The organism is Pedobacter lithocola, assembly GCF_042650845.1.
Taxonomy (GTDB): domain Bacteria; phylum Bacteroidota; class Bacteroidia; order Sphingobacteriales; family Sphingobacteriaceae; genus Pedobacter; species Pedobacter lithocola.
Map to the genome: position 1 here is coordinate 124,976 of NZ_JBHSBW010000001.1, position 17,321 is coordinate 142,296.

Below are 17,321 nucleotides of genomic sequence, written 5' to 3' on the forward strand. Positions count from 1 at the left end.
TAATAAACGAAATACAATAAAACATTATGAAACTGAAGCACATTTTAATTACCATTGGTGTTATCCTGGTTATTCTTGTCGGACTAAAACTTGCCGGTGTTATTGGCGGTGATAAAACCGAAAAAGTAACTACCGAAAAAGCATCAGAAAGAACTGTTGTTGAAACAGTAACGGCAAGTGGTAAAATACAGCCTGAAACCGAAGTAAAATTAAGTTCTGAGGTATCTGGTGAGGTGGTTGAACTTAAAGTAAAAGAAGGCGATATTGTTAAGGCTGGTCAGTTACTTTGTAAAGTTAGACCAGATGTATTGCAATCAGGCTATGAAAGAACAGTTGCTTCTTTCAATGCTCAAAAAGCAAGTGTTGCAGCAGCTCAACAACAATTAATTCAAAATCAGGCAAACTTTGCTAACTCTGAAGCTACATACAAACGTAATGTAGAATTATTCAACAAAAAAGTAATCTCAGCATCAGAATTTGATGCTGCAAAAGCTGCTTACTTAACTGCGAAAGCAAATTTAGCAAGTGCTAAAGAAAACGTTACTGGTGCTAAATATACATTAGAACAAACTGGTGCCAATGTGAAAGAAGCTGGTGCAAACCTTGCAAAAACAACTATTTATGCTCCGGTTGATGGTGTTGTTTCTAAACTTTCAATAGAATTAGGCGATCGTATTTTAGGAACCTCGCAAATGGCAGGTACGGAAATTATGCGTATCTCAAACCTTTCATCAATGGAAGTAAATGTTGATGTAAACGAAAACGATATTACACGTGTTAAAGTTGGCGATAAATCATCAATAGAAGTAGATGCATTTTCTGATAAAAAATTTAGAGGTGTGGTTACTGAAATTGCAAGTTCTTCAACCGCGGTTGGAACCACAACTTCAACATCGGTAGATCAGGTAACTAATTTCTCGGTAAAAATTAGAATTACAGAAGAGCTTTCTGGCAAACAACAATCTATTTTCCGTCCGGGTATGTCAGCTACGGTTGATATCGAAAGCGAATCATTAAAAGGGTTATCTGTACCAATACAAGCAATATTTACTGACAACAAAAATAAATCTGCTGAGGCTTCTGCAGAATCAGGAAATCAGGAAAGCAGTGATAAGCAAAAATCAAAACTTGCTGATAAAACTGTAAAGCAGTTTGTATATGTACTTAATGGTACAAAAGTGAAACAAACAGAGGTTACAACAGGCATACAAAACGATCAATTTATCATTGTAAAATCTGGCATAAAAGCTGGTCAGGAGATTGTAACGGGTCCATATTCTGCTATTCAAAACAAGTTAAAAGATGGTATGGTGGTAGAAAAAACCACTAAAGACCAATTGTTTAACAAAGACGCTAAAAAGTAAGGTATAATTACTCGCAAGAAATACTATCTTGCAAATTATAAGGTGTAAAATAAGGTTTGGGGTGTAAGATTTAAGGTTTAAGGCAATTAGTCTAAGCCATAAGCCTTACACCTTTTACCATTTACCTTATAATTTTACCTTAAAACCTTTTTAACCATGATACCTAAAATAGCAATGATTGGTGGCGGAAGCTGGGCAACTGCCATCGTAAAAATGCTATCCGATAATTTAACGGAAAAAGAAATTTATTGGTGGATGCGAAATACCGAAGCAATCGACCACATCAAAAAGTTTAAGCACAATCCTCATTATTTGTCTTCGGTAGAAATTAAATTATCGCCCGATAATATTTCTACTGATATACATTGCATCATAAAATCGGCAGATTATGTGATTTTGAATGTTCCTGCGGCATTTATAAAAGAAACATTGTCTAGTATCACCCCGAACGATTTAAAAGGGAAGAAAATTGTCTCTGCCATTAAAGGAATCGTACCAGAGGATAACTTAATTATTGGCGAGTTCCTGCATGACATATATGAAATACCTTATCAAGATATCTTAGTAGTTAGTGGTCCTTGCCATGCAGAAGAAGTGGCATTTGAAAAACTTTCTTATTTAACCATTGCTTGCACAGATTTGGAGAAAGCTTCAACCTTTGCATCGTTTTTAAATACAAGATATATTAAAACTAATGTATCTGATGATATTTTTGGTACAGAGTACGCAGCCGTTTTAAAAAATATTTATGCTGTAGCGAGTGGAATTTGCCATGGAATTGGTTATGGAGATAATTTTCAAGCAGTACTTATTAGCAATGCTATTAGAGAAATAAAGCGATTTGTTGATGCCGTTCATCCAATCAATCGAGATATTATGGAATCGGCCTATTTGGGCGATTTATTAGTGACTGCTTATTCTCAATTTAGTAGAAACCGAACTTTTGGTAATATGATAGGGAAGGGTTATAACGTAAAATCTGCCCAGCTGGAAATGAATATGGTAGCTGAAGGGTATTACGCTGCAAAATGCATGCATATTAAAAATAACGAGCACAATGTGGAAATGCCTATTTGTAAAGCTGTACATAACATTTTATATGAAGGTAGGTCGCCACATATTGAAATGAAATTACTTGCAGAGAAGCTAAATTAGTTTAAAATCACCAATCATATATTTCTTACCGCTTTGATAATTAATACCTAAAACACCATTAGATTTATTTAAAATTAGAAGCTGTTGCATTTTTAATTTTAGTAAACTTTAAAACTGTTTGATGTTAAAACAAAATATGATGCTAAACGTTATCCTTTCAAATAAAAATATAACTGTCATGAAAAAGAAATTTGCAATAGGATTGTTATCAATCGCATTAATTGGTGGTTTAACCCTTAATGTAAACGCACAAGAAAAGAAAACTGAGGTTGGTAAAACTTTAGATAAAACTGGTAAAGCAATTGGTAAGGGTGCTAAATCTGTTGGTAATAAAACTGCTGAAGTTGCAGTAAAAGGTGGTTCGAAAGTAGCTGATAAAACCTGGAAAGGTAAAATGGCACCAGATGGTTCTGATGTATATATCAACTCTAAAAACGAGAAATACTATGTAAACTCTAAAGGAGCAAAAATTTGGTTAAAACCGAGCCAAATTAAAACAAGAGTTGAAAAGAAGTAATTAGGAATTAAGTTTAAATAGAAAAGCATGATTGAATTTCAATCATGCTTTTTGCGTTTATACAATTTGACCGTATAAATCGAAATCTTCAGCCCTATCTATTTTAACGTTAACAAAGCTTCCATTGGCAGCGTAGCCGGTGTAGGCATTGATTAAAACTTCGTTATCAACTTCAGGTGAATCGAACTCTGTTCTACCAATAAAAAATTCCCCTTCTTTTTTATCTACCAAAACTTTAAAGGTTTTGCCAACTTTTTCTTGATTAATATCGAAAGAAATGCCCTGCTGAATTTCCATAATATCATCAACACGTTGCTGTTTTACTTCATCTGGTACATCATCGATTAAAGTATGGGCATGCGTTTTTTCTTCGTGTGAGTAAGTGAAGCAGCCTAATCTATCGAATTTAGTTTCTGCAACCCACTCTTTCATTTCTTGAAAATCGTATTCAGTTTCTCCCGGATAACCGCATATCAAAGTGGTGCGCATTGCAATGGTTGGGACTTTATCTCTAATTTGATTTACCAAATCTATCGTTTTTTGCTTGGTGGTACCACGGCGCATAGATTTTAACATGTTATCTGTAATGTGCTGCAAAGGCATATCCAAATACTTACAAATGTTATCGCGTTCATTCATGGCATCTAAAATTTCCATCGGAAAGCCAGAAGGATATGCGTATTGTAAACGAATCCATTCAATACCAGGAACATCAGATAAACGACGCATCAGTTCATCTAATTTCCTAACTCCATATAAATCTAAGCCATAATAAGTTAAATCTTGAGCGATTAGAATAAGCTCTTTTGTGCCATTCTTAGCCAGAATTTTAGCTTCATTTACCAATTCTTCCATTGGTTTGCTTAAGTGTTTTCCACGCATAAGCGGAATTGCACAAAAGGAGCAAGGGCGGTTACAGCCTTCGGCAATTTTAAAGTAAGCGAAATGTGAAGGTGTGGTTAATAAGCGTTCGCCAATAAGCTCATGCTTGTAATTTGCACCTAATTCATGTAAAATATTTTGTAGATCATTGGTGCCAAAAAATGCATCAACATTTGTAATTTCCGATTCTAGCTCTGGTTTGTACCGTTCTGATAAACAACCTGTAACAACTACTTTTCCAATTTTTCCAGCCGCCTTTAAATCGCTAAATTGTAGAATGGTATCTATGGATTCTTGCTTTGCATTATCAATAAATCCGCATGTATTTATGACTACAATATCATCTTTACCCATTTTATCAGATTCATGAACAACGTTTAGATTATTGCCACGCAACTGTCCCATCAAAACTTCCGAATCGTATATGTTTTTTGAACAACCTAACGTAATTACATTGATTTTAGGTTGCTTAATTAAAGGTTTACTTTTTATTATTTTGGTATTCATCTTTTACACTAATCTGCTATTGATTATCATATTATAATGGTCGTCACCATGAATTTATTTCAGGGTCTCATATATAAAATATGCTGAAATAAATTCAGCATAACGGCTGAGAGAAATTTGACTTTTTTTAAAGACTATTTAAACAAACTATTCACAAACTCTTTCTTGTCAAAAAGCTGTAAATCGCCTATTTTCTCGCCAACGCCAATATATTTAACAGGTATTTTAAACTGGTCTGAAATGCCTATAACCACACCACCTTTTGCTGTGCCATCCAATTTTGTAATGGCTAAAGCATTTACATCAGTTGCTTCCGTAAATTGTTTACACTGCTCAAAAGCATTTTGCCCTGTAGATGCATCAAGCACAAGTAATATTTCATGCGGCGCATTTGGAACAACTTTTTGCATTACCTGTTTAATTTTACCAAGTTCGTTCATTAAACCAACTTTATTGTGTAAACGACCAGCAGTATCAATAATTACCACATCCTCGCCATTGGCTACTGCAGATTGTAATGTATCAAATGCAACAGAGGCAGGATCAGAACCCATAGGCTGAGCAACAACACGAACGCCAACACGTTCACCCCAAAGTTTTAATTGGTCAACCGCTGCGGCACGAAAGGTATCGGCAGCACCTAAAACAACTTTAAGATTGGCATCTTTTAATTTATGCGCAAGTTTACCAATGGTTGTAGTTTTACCTACGCCGTTAACCCCAACAACCATTATTACGTAAGGCTTGTGTTCGCCATATTCAAACTGACGGAAATCGTTGCTGTTGTTTTCTGATAAAAGCAGTTGAATTTCATCACGAAGAAGGAAATTTAGTTCGGATGTATTTAAGTATTTATCTTTTGATACACGTTCCTCAATACGTTTAATAATTTTTAAGGTTGTACTTACACCAACATCAGATGTTACGAGTACTTCCTCTAAATTATCAAGTACTTCATCATCAACAGAAGATTTTCCTGCAACTGCTTTAGTAATTTTATTAAAAAAACCATCTTTGGTTTTCTCTAAACCTTTATCTAAAGCTTCCTGAGCTTCAGGTGCATTTTCTTTTTTTTTGAAAAAATCGAATAAGCCCATTAGTGTTTATATTTTGCTAAAAATTCGGTAGGTGTTAAAGCGGTTATTTTGTTACTGGTACAAAGGTAACCAAATATTCTGCAGCGTATTTTTATATAACAAAAAAAGCCCTCCCGATAAATACGGAACGGCCTTTAATATTTTCAATTAAAAATATTAACCTTATTTAGATGCGATAGCATCTTTTACGTGGTCGTTATGTACGATAAGTTCTTTGAATGAGTAAGCACCAGTTTTTGGAGATTTTACCATTGTAATTACTTTCGAATATTCTTTACCTGTACCTGTTTTAAGGGTTGCAACTACTTTCTTTGCCATTTTCTTGTATTTTAATGATTAAATGATAGATTGATAGAACGGGGGTTACGCACCCTAAACCTTCTACCTTAAAACCATAAACCTTATTTAATTTCTTTGTGTACGGTTACTTTTCTCAATACAGGATTGAATTTTTTCAATTCTAATCTTTCTGTAGTGTTTTTACGGTTTTTGGTAGAAATATATCTAGACATACCCGGCATGCCACTTTCTTTATGTTCAGTACATTCTAAAATAACCTGAACTCTGTTACCTTTTTTTGCCATTTTAATATAAATTGAAAACTGTTAATCTCAACAGTTAATGTTTTTTACAAAAATCCTTTTTTTACAAAACGATTAATCGCTTCGCTAATACCAACTTTATTGATGGTTTTAATCGCTGAAGTAGAAACTTTCAACGTAATCCAACGGTTTTCTTCAGGAATATAAAATTTCTGAAGTTGTAGGTTTGGGTAAAATTTGCGTTTGGTTTTAACGTTTGAGTGAGAAACGTTGTTACCTACCATTGCTTTTTTTCCTGTTAAATCACAAACTCTTGACATGACTTGTAAATATAGTTGTTAATATCGTCCGCTTAATTTTTTTAAGAGTGTGCAAATATCTGAAAAATATTTGTAAACAGCAATAGTGTAAGGTTTATTTTTTTAAATTTAAATCAATGGTCCATTTACCGGGCTGTAAAAGTTCAAACTCAACGGTTTCGTTCAAAATTTTTACTTGCAAATGCAAGGGGAATTCTATTTCAGTTAGGGTATATAAGCTAGCGGTTTTTGAAGCTGTTTCTGCTTTCATTTCACGATATTTACCCATCAATATTTTCACTTCGGTAATACTTGGTCGGTTTGCTTCTCCGTACTGTTGGCCGCCTTGAACTGCGGTTTTTATCGCGTTAGAATTTGTTTGATCTGCTGTATAGCCTATCTTGAAATATAATACAGGCTCAGTCGATTTTTTATTCTTACTAAAAAAAACATCTCCAATATTGGCTGTTTTATTAAAGAGAATAAACTGATCCGTTTTTTTTAGTGTGTCAATTTTAGTAAACGATTGTTTTTTCGAAGAAAAAGAGTTCAATGAAATTGCTAGAAAAAAAATCAGTATAAGGAAGTTTATTTTTTTCATCATTCTCAAAAATAGTTTTTTATATCATCTTCTTCAAATGTATCTCTATTGTTTTTAATACTTATGATTTATTTAAATCCATCAATATTTATTTAAATTAGCCGATACTATTCAATATATATAACGAGCAAAATGCAAATTACATCTCTAGAGCAATACGAAGCAGATTATAATAAAAGTGTAGATAACCCCGAACAGTTTTGGGGCGAAGTTGCACAAAATTTTCAATGGCGTAAACCTTGGTATAAAGTACTTTCGTGGGATTTTTCAGAACCTAACATAAAGTGGTTTGAAGGCGCAAAATTAAACATTACCGAAAATTGTTTAGATAGGCATTTAGCTTCCGATGGAGATAAGCCCGCAATCATCTGGGAACCCAATAACCCTGAAGAAGAAAGCGTTACATTAACTTATAAAATGCTTCATGAAAGTGTTTGTCGCTTTGCAAATGTTTTAAAACGAAATGGCGCAAAGAAAGGCGACCGCATTTGTATTTATATGCCAATGGTACCTGAACTGGCTATTGCAGTTTTAGCTTGTGCAAGAATTGGCGCCGTACATTCCGTTATTTTTGGTGGCTTTTCTGCAAAATCAATAGCCGATAGAATTAACGATTCGCAGTGTAAATTGGTAATTACTGCTGATGGAGCTTACCGTGGAAATAAGCAAATACCATTAAAAGATGTAATTGATGATGCTTTAATCGGCTGCCCGACTGTAGAGAAATGTATTGTTTTAACCCATGTTCGTACACCTGTTTCCATGCTTAAAGGTAGAGATGTTTGGTGGGAAGATGAAGTAAAGCACGTTAATCATATTTGCGAAGCCGAAGAAATGGATGCGGAAGATATGCTATTTATCCTTTACACATCTGGTTCTACAGGAAAACCAAAAGGTGTTGTGCACACTTGTGGCGGTTACATGGTTTATGCAGGCTATACTTTTACCAACGTATTTAATTACAAGCCTGGAGAAGTTTATTTTTGTACCGCAGATATTGGTTGGATTACGGGGCATTCGTACATCGTTTACGGCCCGCTTTCGCAAGGAGCAACCTCTGTATTATTCGAAGGAATTCCAACTTATCCAAATCCATCTCGTTTTTGGGATATCGTAGAAAAACACAATGTAAATACATTATACACAGCACCTACTGCTATCCGTTCGCTGATGAGTTTTGGCGAAGAACCACTGAATGGAAAAGATTTAAGCTCTATACGCGTTTTAGGTTCGGTAGGAGAACCAATTAACGAAGAGGCATGGCATTGGTTTGATGAAAAAATTGGTCACGGTAAAGCACCAATAGTTGATACCTGGTGGCAAACCGAAACCGGTGGAATTATGATTTCTCCAATTGCAACTGTTACACCAACAAAGCCAAGTTTTGCAACTTTACCACTTCCCGGTATTCAACCGATTTTAGTTGATGAAAGTGGAAAGGAAATTGAAGGCAATGGTGTAAGTGGAAATTTATGTATAAAATTCCCTTGGCCAGGCATGCTACGCACCACTTATGGCGACCATGAGCGCTGCAGACAAACCTATTTTGCTACATATGAAAACTTGTATTTTACAGGCGATGGTTGCTTGCGTGATGAAGATGGATACTATAGAATTACAGGTAGGGTAGATGATGTATTAAACGTATCAGGACATAGAATTGGAACTGCCGAAGTAGAAAATGCCATTAATATGCATGCCGGTGTTATAGAAAGTGCTGTAGTAGGTTACCCACATGATGTTAAAGGACAAGGAATTTATGCTTTTGTTATTAATCCGGAAATGCATGGAGAGGCGGAACTAACCAAGAAAGATATTTTGCAAACGGTTACAAGAGTAATTGGTGCCATTGCAAAACCCGATAAAATTTTGTTTGTTTCTGGTTTGCCAAAAACACGTTCTGGTAAAATTATGAGGCGTATTTTAAGGAAAATTGCCGAAGGTGATACTGCTAATTTAGGTGATACTTCAACTTTGTTAGACCCAGCAGTTGTTGATGAGATTATAGAGGCAACAAAGAACCAATAATGTTCAAGTTGGATATAATAAAAAATGCCTTCCAAAATCTGGAAGGCATTTTTTGTTTAATAATTAAATTTTAGTAACCTGCATTTTGTACTAAGTTTTTATTTGCATCCATCTCTCTTTGAGGAATTGGAAATACCAGTTCGTTTGCATTCCACGCGATAGAACCAATGTTTGTTTGTGTTCTTTTCGCATCGTGAAGTGCAAAGCCTTCAAAAGCCAACTCAAGTTTTCTTTCGTTTAAAATATCTGCTAAAGTTGCTGTTGTAGTTGTTAAACCAGCTCTGCTTCTAACAACAGCTAAATCCTGTAAAGGTGTTCTGCCTCCAACTGGTGCAGCTGGTGCTAAACGAACATTGGCTTCAGCTCTAATCAAGTACATTTCTGGTAAGCGCATAACCGGAACATTTCCGTATAAGTTTGCATATTTTGATGTAAATAAATCGCCATCATCATAAAAAGCATTAATGCGATCATCATTTGCAGCATAGGTTGAGTTAACCCAGCTTTGAGAAATAATTGCATCTCCTCTACCTCCATAAGTAGATGAACCATAGAACTCGTTAAAACCATTAAAACCTGTTAACGTAGTTACTTGGACAGCAAAAATATCTTCTGATGAATTAACACCAGGACTAGAACCCATTGCTGGAAAAGCATCAATAAAGGCTGCATTTAACGAGTAGTTGTTTGATGTGATAACTCTATTTGCCGCTGCTGCTGCTGCCGCATAATTGCCCATTTGTAAATACACTCTAGCTAACATACCAGCAGCAGATGATTTTGTTGCAAAAAATCCATTCGTAGCTGGTAGCTTTGCTTCTGCATCAGTTAAGTCTGCAATAACTTGTGTATAAACTGCTGCAACAGTAGCTCTGCTCACATAACTAGCTTCGGTAACTGCGGTAGTTGGCGTTAAAACAACAGGTACGCCAAGGTTTGTAGTTGGGCTACCATCGTTATATGCTTTACCAAATAACCTTACCAATTCGAAGTAAGATGCGCCTCTTATAAATTTGGCTTCACCTTCTACTTTATTCTTTTTTGCTGCATCAACTTTAGCAATAGCAGAAATTACATTGTTTGCATCGTTAATTGCGGTGTAACCATCAGCCCAAACATTATTTACAAAGGTGTTTGTTTTTAAAATTCTTTTATTTATGGTTTGCGTTAACTCTTCATAAGTACCAAACCACTGGATGGCGTTGGTGTTGGCTAAAAAATCGGCCATTAAAAAAGGGCGACCTCCATAAAAATTTCTACTTCCAAACTCGGCGTATGCCCCAACTAAGGCAACCTCTACATCTTTCGAGGTTAAAAGTGCATTGCTTTGTTCAATCGTATCAACGGGATTTATTTCCAAAGCTTTTTTGCATGATGATGCTGCGGCTAAAAGCATCGATGCAAATATTAAATTATATATATATGTCTTTTTCATAATGAATATCTGTTAAATTATAGTCCGATGTTTATACCAAATGATATTACTCTTGGTTGTGGCGCTGAATAAAAATCTACACCTTGATTGATGTTGGTTGATTGATAATCTGCGTTAACCTCCGGATCCCAACCTTTGTAACCTGTAATAGTTGCCAAGTTTTGTGCAGTAGCATATAACCTTAATTTACTTAATTTAAGCTTGCTTAAAACAGTTGGTGTAAATGTATATCCTAATGTTAAAGTTTTTAAACGAAGATATTTACCATCAGATAAATACCTGGTTGAGTTGCCAATACCATTACCATAACCTAACCGTGGCTCAGGAACCTGAGTGATATCGCCTGGTTTGTTCCAGTAAGTCATTTGGTCTGCTGTTTGGTTATCGTAGCCATTAGAACCACTTGTACTCATGTACTGACCACCTGCGTTAAAAATTTTATTTCCAGATACACCTTGAAAAAACACACCTAAATCAAAATTTTTGAAAGAGAATGAATTGTTTATACCAAATGTATATTTTGGATTAGGGTTACCGGCAAATATTCTTTGAGCTTCATTAATATCATTCGTTGTGCTTCTATCGATGCTTCCATCTGCATTAACTGAATTTTTGTAATAAATAGCATCACCATTTGCTGCATCAACACCAGCATACTCAGGCAAGTAAAATACACCAATAGGTTGCCCAGCAATAGCTGCATTAATCTCATTCGTATTTAAAACTTGTCCACCTAAATCGGTTATTTTATTGTTGTTAATTGCAGCTGTTATTGCGGTAGACCATTTAAAGGCACCTACAAAATTTTCTGTGTTTATACCTAATTCATAACCTGTGTTGGTTAGTTTACCCAAATTCTGTGTTTTAGTTGCAAAACCTGTAGTTTGAGGAATTGGAACATTCAATAACAATTCTGTAGTTTTTTTCTGATAGTAATCAAAAGTGGCAGAAACCCTGTTTTTAAGGATTCCTAAATCTAAACCTAAATCTAATTGCGTTGTTTTTTCCCATGTTAAATCAGGATTTGCAATCTGCGAAGGGATTTGACCAGCCAAACCACCATAAGCACCTGTTCCGCTAAATAAACCGCGGGCAGAATAGTTACCAATTTCTGCGTTACCTGTTAAACCATAACTTGCTCTCAATTTTAATAAGCTTATGGTTTCGCTGCTTTTTAAGAAATCTTCTTCAGATGCAATCCACGCCAATGAACCAGCAGGGAAATAACCATATTTTTCATTCTCACCAAAACGTGATGAACCATCTGCTCTTACGCTAAAGCCAACTAAATATCTATCATTGTATTTATAATTAGCTCTTAAAAAATACGATAGAAAACTAAAAGCACCTTCATTACTTGATGCAGTAACTTTTGTAGCGGCACTTCCTAATTTAATGTAAGAATCACTTGGAAAATCCTGACCTTCTATTGTACTATATTTTGTAGTTGATTTTTGATAACTTGTTCCTAACACAGCATCAAATACACTTTTTTCACCAAAATTGGTTTTGTAACTAAAAAAGTTGTTTGTGTTTGCATTGATAACAAACGTAGAAATATTTACGCCATCACCGTTTGCTGTACCTGTATTTCTAAAGGTTAATGAACCATAGTAGGCTTCTTCATTTTGATTTAAATTATCAATCGAGAATTCAGAAGTAAACTTTAAACCTTTAGCGATATTAACATTTGCGAAAGCTTTACCAATGGTACGGTAAACAGTAGCCTTGTATGCAGCATTTTCTATTCCAATAAATGGATTATAATATACTGGATAGTTTGTAGCTGCACCAGGAAGCGTACCACTAATTAAGCCCGAACGTGGGTCGATAAATGGTGTAATTGGTGATAATGCAACTGATTGTAACGGACTAGAAAAAGCATTATCGTTTGATAACCTGTTATTAATACTATTGGAGAAATTTAAATTAACCCCAAGTTCAATAAAATCGGTTACCTTATTGGTTAAATTCAATCTGCCACTGTAGCGCTTATAACTGTTTCCAACTATAATACCTTCTTGATCTAATGCCTGGCCACCAATGTAAAATTTAGTTTTTTCGTTACCACCAGTAACATTTAAATCATATTGTTGGGTAATTGGATTATCCTGAAATGATTCTCTCTCCCAGTTAGTATTTACTTTATAGGTTTGGTAATCGGTATTTCCGGCAGAATATCTGGTTAATCTATTTTCTACAATCGTTCTATAATCGGCAACTGCTTCTGCTAAAGTAGCGTAATCTCCATTTAAAAAATCTTGATTAGCAGCACCTTCACCCGCTCTACGCATAAGTTGCACGTATTGCTCGGCATTTAAAAATTCTCTATGGTTTGATGGACTACTTACACCAGCCAATGCACCAAATGAAATTACACTCTTGCCAACTTTACCTTGTTTTGTGGTAATTAAAACAACACCATTTGATGCTCTTGCACCATAAATTGCCGAAGCTGATGCATCTTTTAATACTTCGATAGATTCGATATCATTCGTGTTTAAATCTGCTAAAGCACTTGTTGGTGCAGTAGTACCAGAAAAATCACCCGAAGTAATAGGAATTCCATCAACGATATAAAGTGGTTCGCTACCTGCTGTAACCGAAGCAGCACCCCTAACACGTACCGTAATGCCTTGACCAAGCTTACCGTTTTGTGCAGAAATTGACACGCCAGCGGCTTTACCCTGTAAAGCTTGTTCGAATGAAGTTACCGGAAGGTTTTCTAAATCTTTAGCACTTACTGATGATTGTGAGCCTTTTAAATCACGCTTTGACTGTGTTCCGTAACCTACAACAACTACGTCTGTTAGGGTTGTATTTTCTTCAGCTAAACTTACATTAACAGTAGTACCGGTAATAGCAACCTCTTTACTGGTGTAACCAATAAAACTTACAATTACGGTTTTTGTATTGGCAGGAACCGATAAACGGTACATCCCTGCTGCATCTGTTTGTGTGCCAATTGATGGCGAACCTTTTACGGATATACTGGCACCAGGAATTGGTTCAGCATTTGGAGTAGTTACCTTTCCGGTAATCACTTTCTCTTGTGCAAAAACAAATGAAATTACACAAAAAGATAAAAAGAAACTTAGTAGTAGTTTTTTCATCAAATTTTAATTTTAGTTAATAATGTTTTACTTTAAATAGGAATGAAATTTAAATGTAACACAAATAATAGCTAAAAAATAATGATGGATATTATTTTTTAGCATATGAAAGAATTTTATTGTGTGTGAAACAATATGTAATTGTTATCTGTTAATTAATAACAAAAGCAAATAGTAAAACATATAAAACGATAGCAACATGGATAAGTTAGAATTAAAAGGCAAATGGAATGAGATAAAAGGCAAAGTAAAACAAGCCTATGCTGAATTAACTGACGATGATTTGAAACATGAAGAAGGTCAGGATGATGAATTATTAGGGAAACTGCAACAAAAAACAGGTAAAGGAAGAGATGAATTAGTGAAGTGGATTAATTCATTGTAAATAAATTTTAAAATATAAAAAGGAGCAGGCAATCAAACATGATTGCCTGTTTTTGTTTAAAAACAATTTGTATGGCCGACATTGCTCAAAGATTTACTCAAAATCCAATTTTATCACCTAAAGATTTAACTCCAAGTCATGATGGTTTAGAAATTGCTTGTCTTTTAAATCCCGGAGTTTTTAGATTTGAGGATAAAACATGGTTGCTTATTCGCGTAGCAGAACGACCAAAACAAAAAAATGGCATAATCTCTTTTCCAATTTTAACAACAACAGGAATTGATATTCTGGAAATTGAAGAGAATGATAATGATTTAAATGCTACAGATCCTCGGGTAATTAACTACAAAGGATTTGATTATTTAACAACACTATCACATCTTCGGTTGGTTTGTAGTGATGATGGATTTAATTTTTATGAGCCAGAAGGTTTCCCTTTATTACAAGGCGAAGGTTTAGATGAAATTTTTGGCATTGAAGATTGCAGGGTTGCCTTAATTGATGGTGTTTTTTATTTAACTTATACTGCTGTTTCAGAACATGGGGTTGGCGTTGGATTGAGAACTACATCGGATTGGAAAAACTTTCAGAAACATGGAATGATATTACCGCCTCATAATAAAGATTGTGCAATTTTTGAGGAGAAAATTAATGGTAAATTTTATGCATTACATCGCCCAAGTAGCGTAAGCTTGGGTGGTAACTACATTTGGATAGCAGAATCTTTAGATGGTATTTACTGGGGAAATCATAAGTGTATTATAAAAACACGAAAAAATAAATGGGATAGTGAACGTGTTGGTGCAGGTGCAGCGCCAATTAAAACAGAAAAAGGTTGGCTTGAAATTTACCATGGGGCTAATGCAGAAAATCAATATGGTTTAGGTGCATTTTTGATGGATTTAGACAATCCATCAATTGTGTTGGCTCAAACTGATGAACCAATAATGCAGTCGTTAGATGAATATGAGCTGCATGGTTTCTTTGGACAAGTAGTTTTTACAAACGGCCACCTAATAAATGGCGATGAATTGACTATTTACTATGGTGCTGCAGATGAGTTTGTGTGTGGCGCTAAATTTTCGATTCAGGAAATATTATCCAAACTGATACCACTAAATTAATTTGTGCTTGCCTATCGCTAACCAATAAATATAAATAATTATGAGTTTTCGTTTAAAGTTGATTCTTCCAATAGCATTTATGTTTGTTTGCATTTTAACGCAAGCACAGGTTAAGCAATTAAAGCTTAATCGAGTAGAGGCGATGGCTGGTCTTCCTCAACCACTGCAAATTATCGATTGGAAATTAATGGCTCAAAATTTTGATAAAACGGTTTACGATTTTAATGCTAAAGGCAAATATTGGCCTTTGGTTTGGTTGGATAGTACAAATAAAAATTTCCCTCAACCGGTAATGGGAATTTACACCGCAATTGGCGATGTTCGGCAAGGACCGCAAAACAACAAAGGTATGTTTCATGAAGCTTTAGCTAATATGGGTTCTGTTTTAGGTGCAACTTTAATCGGAATCGATAAAAGCAAACAAGGCAATATGAATTATGTTGCCATGTTGAAAAATTATTTCAACAGCGATACCAAATGGAATATTATGATGAATAATACGGCACCAGAAGTTGCTCTTTTAGGTGGAGGATACGGTAGAGATTGGTGGTATGATGTTTATCCAAATGTTCTGTTTTATGCCATTTGTGAACAATATCCAAATGAAAAGGATTTTGATTGGATTGCCAAAAGTATTGCAGAAAAATTCTGCAAGGCTGATTCTATTTTGAATGGTAATTACAACTATTCGTATTTTGATTATGCACAAATGAAACCGATGAAAAATCAAATTTGTGCTCAACAAGATGCTGCTGCAGGACATGCTTGGGTTTTGTATGCAGCTTATAAAAAGTTTGGTGATGACCGATATTTAAGGGGTGCCATAAGTGCAATGACAGCTTTGGAAGCAAATAAAATAAACCCAACCTACGAATTGCTGATGCCTTTCGGCGCTTACTTGGCTGCAAGGATGAATGTAGAACAAGGAACCAATTTTGATGTTGAAAAACTATTAGGTTGGACGTTCGATGGCACAGCTGTATGTCGCGAGGGTTGGGGCGTTTTAACCGGAAATTGGAATGGTTATGATATTTCGGGTGTGGTTGGTAGTAACATAGATCATGGTGGTTATGGTTTTTTGATGAATACTTTTGATGCAGCTTGGCCGCTTGTACCATTGGTGCGATACAAACCTGCCTACGCCAATGCGATTGGTAAATGGGTGCTAAATGCCGTAAATGCATCAAGGTTTTTTTATCCTCAATACATGCCAGCGAACAGACAAACAATACCTCAGTTTGCTTCGGTTACCAAAGGTGTTATTGCTTACGAAGGTTTTGCCAAAACATCAACTTTTGATACACTTTATCAAGATAGGATTGGGCCTGTTGCACAAGGCGATGGACCAAAATGGGTGCCAGGAAAAAATCCTGAAGTATCACAATTTAGTGTTTATGGAAGCGGACACGTTGGTATTTTCGGTGCAATTGTAGCCAAAACTAATGTAAATGGAATCTTAAAATTAGATGTTCTTGCAACAGATTTCTATCGAAGCAAAGCTTACCCAACGTACTTAATTTACAATCCATATCTGGAGGATAAAAACATCATCTATAAAATTAAAGGCAATAAAAAAGTAGATTTATACGATGCCGTTGAGCAAAAATTTGTTGCTAGGAATGTTACTACAACAACCAAAATAAAAATCGGAAAAAGAAATTCGGTGCTAATTGTTGAAACACCATCAAATAGCAAAATAACCAAAAGCAATAAAGATGTATTGGCTAATGGAGTAATAATTGACTATCAAAGGAAATAAATTCAGCAAGACGTGTTGTATAAGCAATACAGGGATAAAATAGTAAAATATTAAGTTTAAGATTCAAACTCTGGTTATTATAAAATCCTCCCCATTGCCCCCTCCAGAGAAGTATACATGGTGCAGACAGCAATGGGCAAGAAAAGATCAGTATTGCAATGTATAGTTATTGTTTACTTATAATTTCCATTGTTTTTAAACCTGACAGGAGCGACAGCCCAGAGTTTTTTTCTACGAGGGCTAAAGCGAATGGCAGGACTCCAGACCCCGATAAAATACTGAACGTTCATTTCCAAAAACTGTTAGCTTAAATTCTAAAATTTTATGAATTTTCCTTCACACTATTAATAAGCCGTTTTTTTTGGTTCACGTCACCTTGAATTTATTTCAGGGTCTTATTTGCAGGAAAGATGCTGAAATAAATTCAGCAAGACGTTTGGTATAAGCAATACTGCGATAAAACAGTAAAACATTAAGAGCAAGAATCGAACTCAAGTTATTAAGTTTCGACTA

At 35.1% G+C, this 17,321-nt stretch carries 15 protein-coding genes; 7 read left to right on the top strand and 8 right to left on the bottom strand.

Annotation, left to right across the window (positions count from 1 at the left end):
• Nucleotides 1–26 precede the first annotated feature (26 nt).
• From ACFOWA_RS00515 to ACFOWA_RS00525, 3 genes are all read left to right on the top strand, one after another.
• Nucleotides 27–1,364 carry an efflux RND transporter periplasmic adaptor subunit gene (locus ACFOWA_RS00515; protein ID WP_378980780.1) on the top strand — a complete coding sequence of 446 codons (1,338 nt, stop codon included), beginning with the start codon at nucleotides 27–29 and terminating at the stop codon, nucleotides 1,362–1,364.
• Nucleotides 1,365–1,520: 156 nt separating this feature from the next.
• Nucleotides 1,521–2,519 carry an NAD(P)H-dependent glycerol-3-phosphate dehydrogenase gene (locus ACFOWA_RS00520; protein WP_378980782.1) on the top strand — a complete coding sequence of 333 codons (999 nt, stop codon included), beginning with the start codon at nucleotides 1,521–1,523 and terminating at the stop codon, nucleotides 2,517–2,519.
• A gap of 178 nt (nucleotides 2,520–2,697) precedes the next feature.
• Nucleotides 2,698–3,036: a hypothetical protein gene (locus ACFOWA_RS00525; RefSeq protein WP_123204625.1), complete on the top strand. Its 339-nt coding sequence runs from the start codon at nucleotides 2,698–2,700 to the stop codon at nucleotides 3,034–3,036.
• Nucleotides 3,037–3,093: 57 nt separating this feature from the next.
• On the opposite strand, the gene rimO is transcribed toward ACFOWA_RS00525, so the two are convergent.
• The 6 genes from rimO to ACFOWA_RS00555 all read right to left on the bottom strand — a co-directional run bounded on the left by rimO (nucleotide 3,094) and on the right by ACFOWA_RS00555 (nucleotide 6,964).
• Nucleotides 3,094–4,425 carry a 30S ribosomal protein S12 methylthiotransferase RimO gene (gene rimO, locus ACFOWA_RS00530; RefSeq protein ID WP_378980784.1) on the bottom strand — a complete coding sequence of 444 codons (1,332 nt, stop codon included), beginning with the start codon at nucleotides 4,423–4,425 and terminating at the stop codon, nucleotides 3,094–3,096.
• Nucleotides 4,426–4,559: 134 nt separating this feature from the next.
• Nucleotides 4,560–5,522 (bottom strand): signal recognition particle-docking protein FtsY, encoded by a 963-nt coding sequence (ftsY, locus tag ACFOWA_RS00535; protein ID WP_378980786.1) that lies wholly within the window; start codon nucleotides 5,520–5,522, stop codon nucleotides 4,560–4,562.
• Nucleotides 5,523–5,684: 162 nt separating this feature from the next.
• The gene (locus tag ACFOWA_RS00540) at nucleotides 5,685–5,840 is read right to left on the bottom strand and encodes a DUF4295 domain-containing protein (RefSeq protein WP_010599808.1); all 156 of its coding nucleotides are present in this window, start codon (nucleotides 5,838–5,840) and stop codon (nucleotides 5,685–5,687) included.
• 83 nt (nucleotides 5,841–5,923) lie between these two features.
• On the bottom strand, nucleotides 5,924–6,106 hold the full coding sequence (gene rpmG, locus ACFOWA_RS00545; RefSeq protein ID WP_010599807.1) for a 50S ribosomal protein L33: 183 nt from the start codon (nucleotides 6,104–6,106) through the stop codon (nucleotides 5,924–5,926).
• Nucleotides 6,107–6,150: 44 nt separating this feature from the next.
• A complete protein-coding gene (gene rpmB, locus ACFOWA_RS00550) occupies nucleotides 6,151–6,384 on the bottom strand; it encodes a 50S ribosomal protein L28 (protein ID WP_025145121.1) in 234 nt (77 codons plus the stop codon).
• Nucleotides 6,385–6,478: 94 nt separating this feature from the next.
• Nucleotides 6,479–6,964, bottom strand: a complete 486-nt coding sequence (locus tag ACFOWA_RS00555; protein ID WP_378980788.1) for a hypothetical protein — start codon at nucleotides 6,962–6,964, stop codon at nucleotides 6,479–6,481.
• 132 nt (nucleotides 6,965–7,096) lie between these two features.
• On the opposite strand from ACFOWA_RS00555, the gene acs reads away from it, so the two are divergent.
• Entirely contained in the window at nucleotides 7,097–8,992 is a 1,896-nt protein-coding gene (gene acs / locus ACFOWA_RS00560) for an acetate--CoA ligase (RefSeq protein WP_378980790.1), read from the top strand.
• A gap of 70 nt (nucleotides 8,993–9,062) precedes the next feature.
• Here the strand turns inward: acs and ACFOWA_RS00565 are convergent, their stop codons facing one another.
• Nucleotides 9,063–10,427: a RagB/SusD family nutrient uptake outer membrane protein gene (locus tag ACFOWA_RS00565; RefSeq protein ID WP_378980792.1), complete on the bottom strand. Its 1,365-nt coding sequence runs from the start codon at nucleotides 10,425–10,427 to the stop codon at nucleotides 9,063–9,065.
• 17 nt (nucleotides 10,428–10,444) lie between these two features.
• Nucleotides 10,445–13,540 (bottom strand): SusC/RagA family TonB-linked outer membrane protein, encoded by a 3,096-nt coding sequence (locus tag ACFOWA_RS00570; RefSeq protein WP_378980794.1) that lies wholly within the window; start codon nucleotides 13,538–13,540, stop codon nucleotides 10,445–10,447.
• 199 nt (nucleotides 13,541–13,739) lie between these two features.
• Between ACFOWA_RS00570 and ACFOWA_RS00575 the strand changes: the two genes are divergently transcribed.
• The 3 genes from ACFOWA_RS00575 to ACFOWA_RS00585 all read left to right on the top strand — a co-directional run bounded on the left by ACFOWA_RS00575 (nucleotide 13,740) and on the right by ACFOWA_RS00585 (nucleotide 16,808).
• Entirely contained in the window at nucleotides 13,740–13,925 is a 186-nt protein-coding gene (locus ACFOWA_RS00575; protein ID WP_109926271.1) for a CsbD family protein, read from the top strand.
• 71 nt (nucleotides 13,926–13,996) lie between these two features.
• Complete coding sequence (locus ACFOWA_RS00580; protein WP_378980796.1) at nucleotides 13,997–15,049, top strand: glycoside hydrolase family 130 protein; 1,053 nt, start codon at nucleotides 13,997–13,999, stop codon at nucleotides 15,047–15,049.
• 40 nt (nucleotides 15,050–15,089) lie between these two features.
• The gene (locus tag ACFOWA_RS00585; RefSeq protein ID WP_378980798.1) at nucleotides 15,090–16,808 is read left to right on the top strand and encodes a hypothetical protein; all 1,719 of its coding nucleotides are present in this window, start codon (nucleotides 15,090–15,092) and stop codon (nucleotides 16,806–16,808) included.
• Nucleotides 16,809–17,321: the final 513 nt, after the last annotated feature.

Coding starts and splice junctions, on each gene's coding strand:
- acs (WP_378980790.1), top strand. CDS start 7,097: ATGCAAATTACATCTCTAGAGCAATACGAAGCAGATTATAATAAAAGT.
- ACFOWA_RS00525 (WP_123204625.1), top strand. CDS start 2,698: ATGAAAAAGAAATTTGCAATAGGATTGTTATCAATCGCATTAATTGGT.
- rpmB (WP_025145121.1), bottom strand. CDS start 6,384: ATGTCAAGAGTTTGTGATTTAACAGGAAAAAAAGCAATGGTAGGTAAC.
- ACFOWA_RS00515 (WP_378980780.1), top strand. CDS start 27: ATGAAACTGAAGCACATTTTAATTACCATTGGTGTTATCCTGGTTATT.
- rimO (WP_378980784.1), bottom strand. CDS start 4,425: ATGAATACCAAAATAATAAAAAGTAAACCTTTAATTAAGCAACCTAAA.
- ACFOWA_RS00520 (WP_378980782.1), top strand. CDS start 1,521: ATGATACCTAAAATAGCAATGATTGGTGGCGGAAGCTGGGCAACTGCC.
- ACFOWA_RS00585 (WP_378980798.1), top strand. CDS start 15,090: ATGAGTTTTCGTTTAAAGTTGATTCTTCCAATAGCATTTATGTTTGTT.
- ACFOWA_RS00580 (WP_378980796.1), top strand. CDS start 13,997: ATGGCCGACATTGCTCAAAGATTTACTCAAAATCCAATTTTATCACCT.
- ACFOWA_RS00555 (WP_378980788.1), bottom strand. CDS start 6,964: ATGAAAAAAATAAACTTCCTTATACTGATTTTTTTTCTAGCAATTTCA.
- ACFOWA_RS00565 (WP_378980792.1), bottom strand. CDS start 10,427: ATGAAAAAGACATATATATATAATTTAATATTTGCATCGATGCTTTTA.
- ACFOWA_RS00570 (WP_378980794.1), bottom strand. CDS start 13,540: ATGAAAAAACTACTACTAAGTTTCTTTTTATCTTTTTGTGTAATTTCA.
- rpmG (WP_010599807.1), bottom strand. CDS start 6,106: ATGGCAAAAAAAGGTAACAGAGTTCAGGTTATTTTAGAATGTACTGAA.
- ftsY (WP_378980786.1), bottom strand. CDS start 5,522: ATGGGCTTATTCGATTTTTTCAAAAAAAAAGAAAATGCACCTGAAGCT.
- ACFOWA_RS00540 (WP_010599808.1), bottom strand. CDS start 5,840: ATGGCAAAGAAAGTAGTTGCAACCCTTAAAACAGGTACAGGTAAAGAA.
- ACFOWA_RS00575 (WP_109926271.1), top strand. CDS start 13,740: ATGGATAAGTTAGAATTAAAAGGCAAATGGAATGAGATAAAAGGCAAA.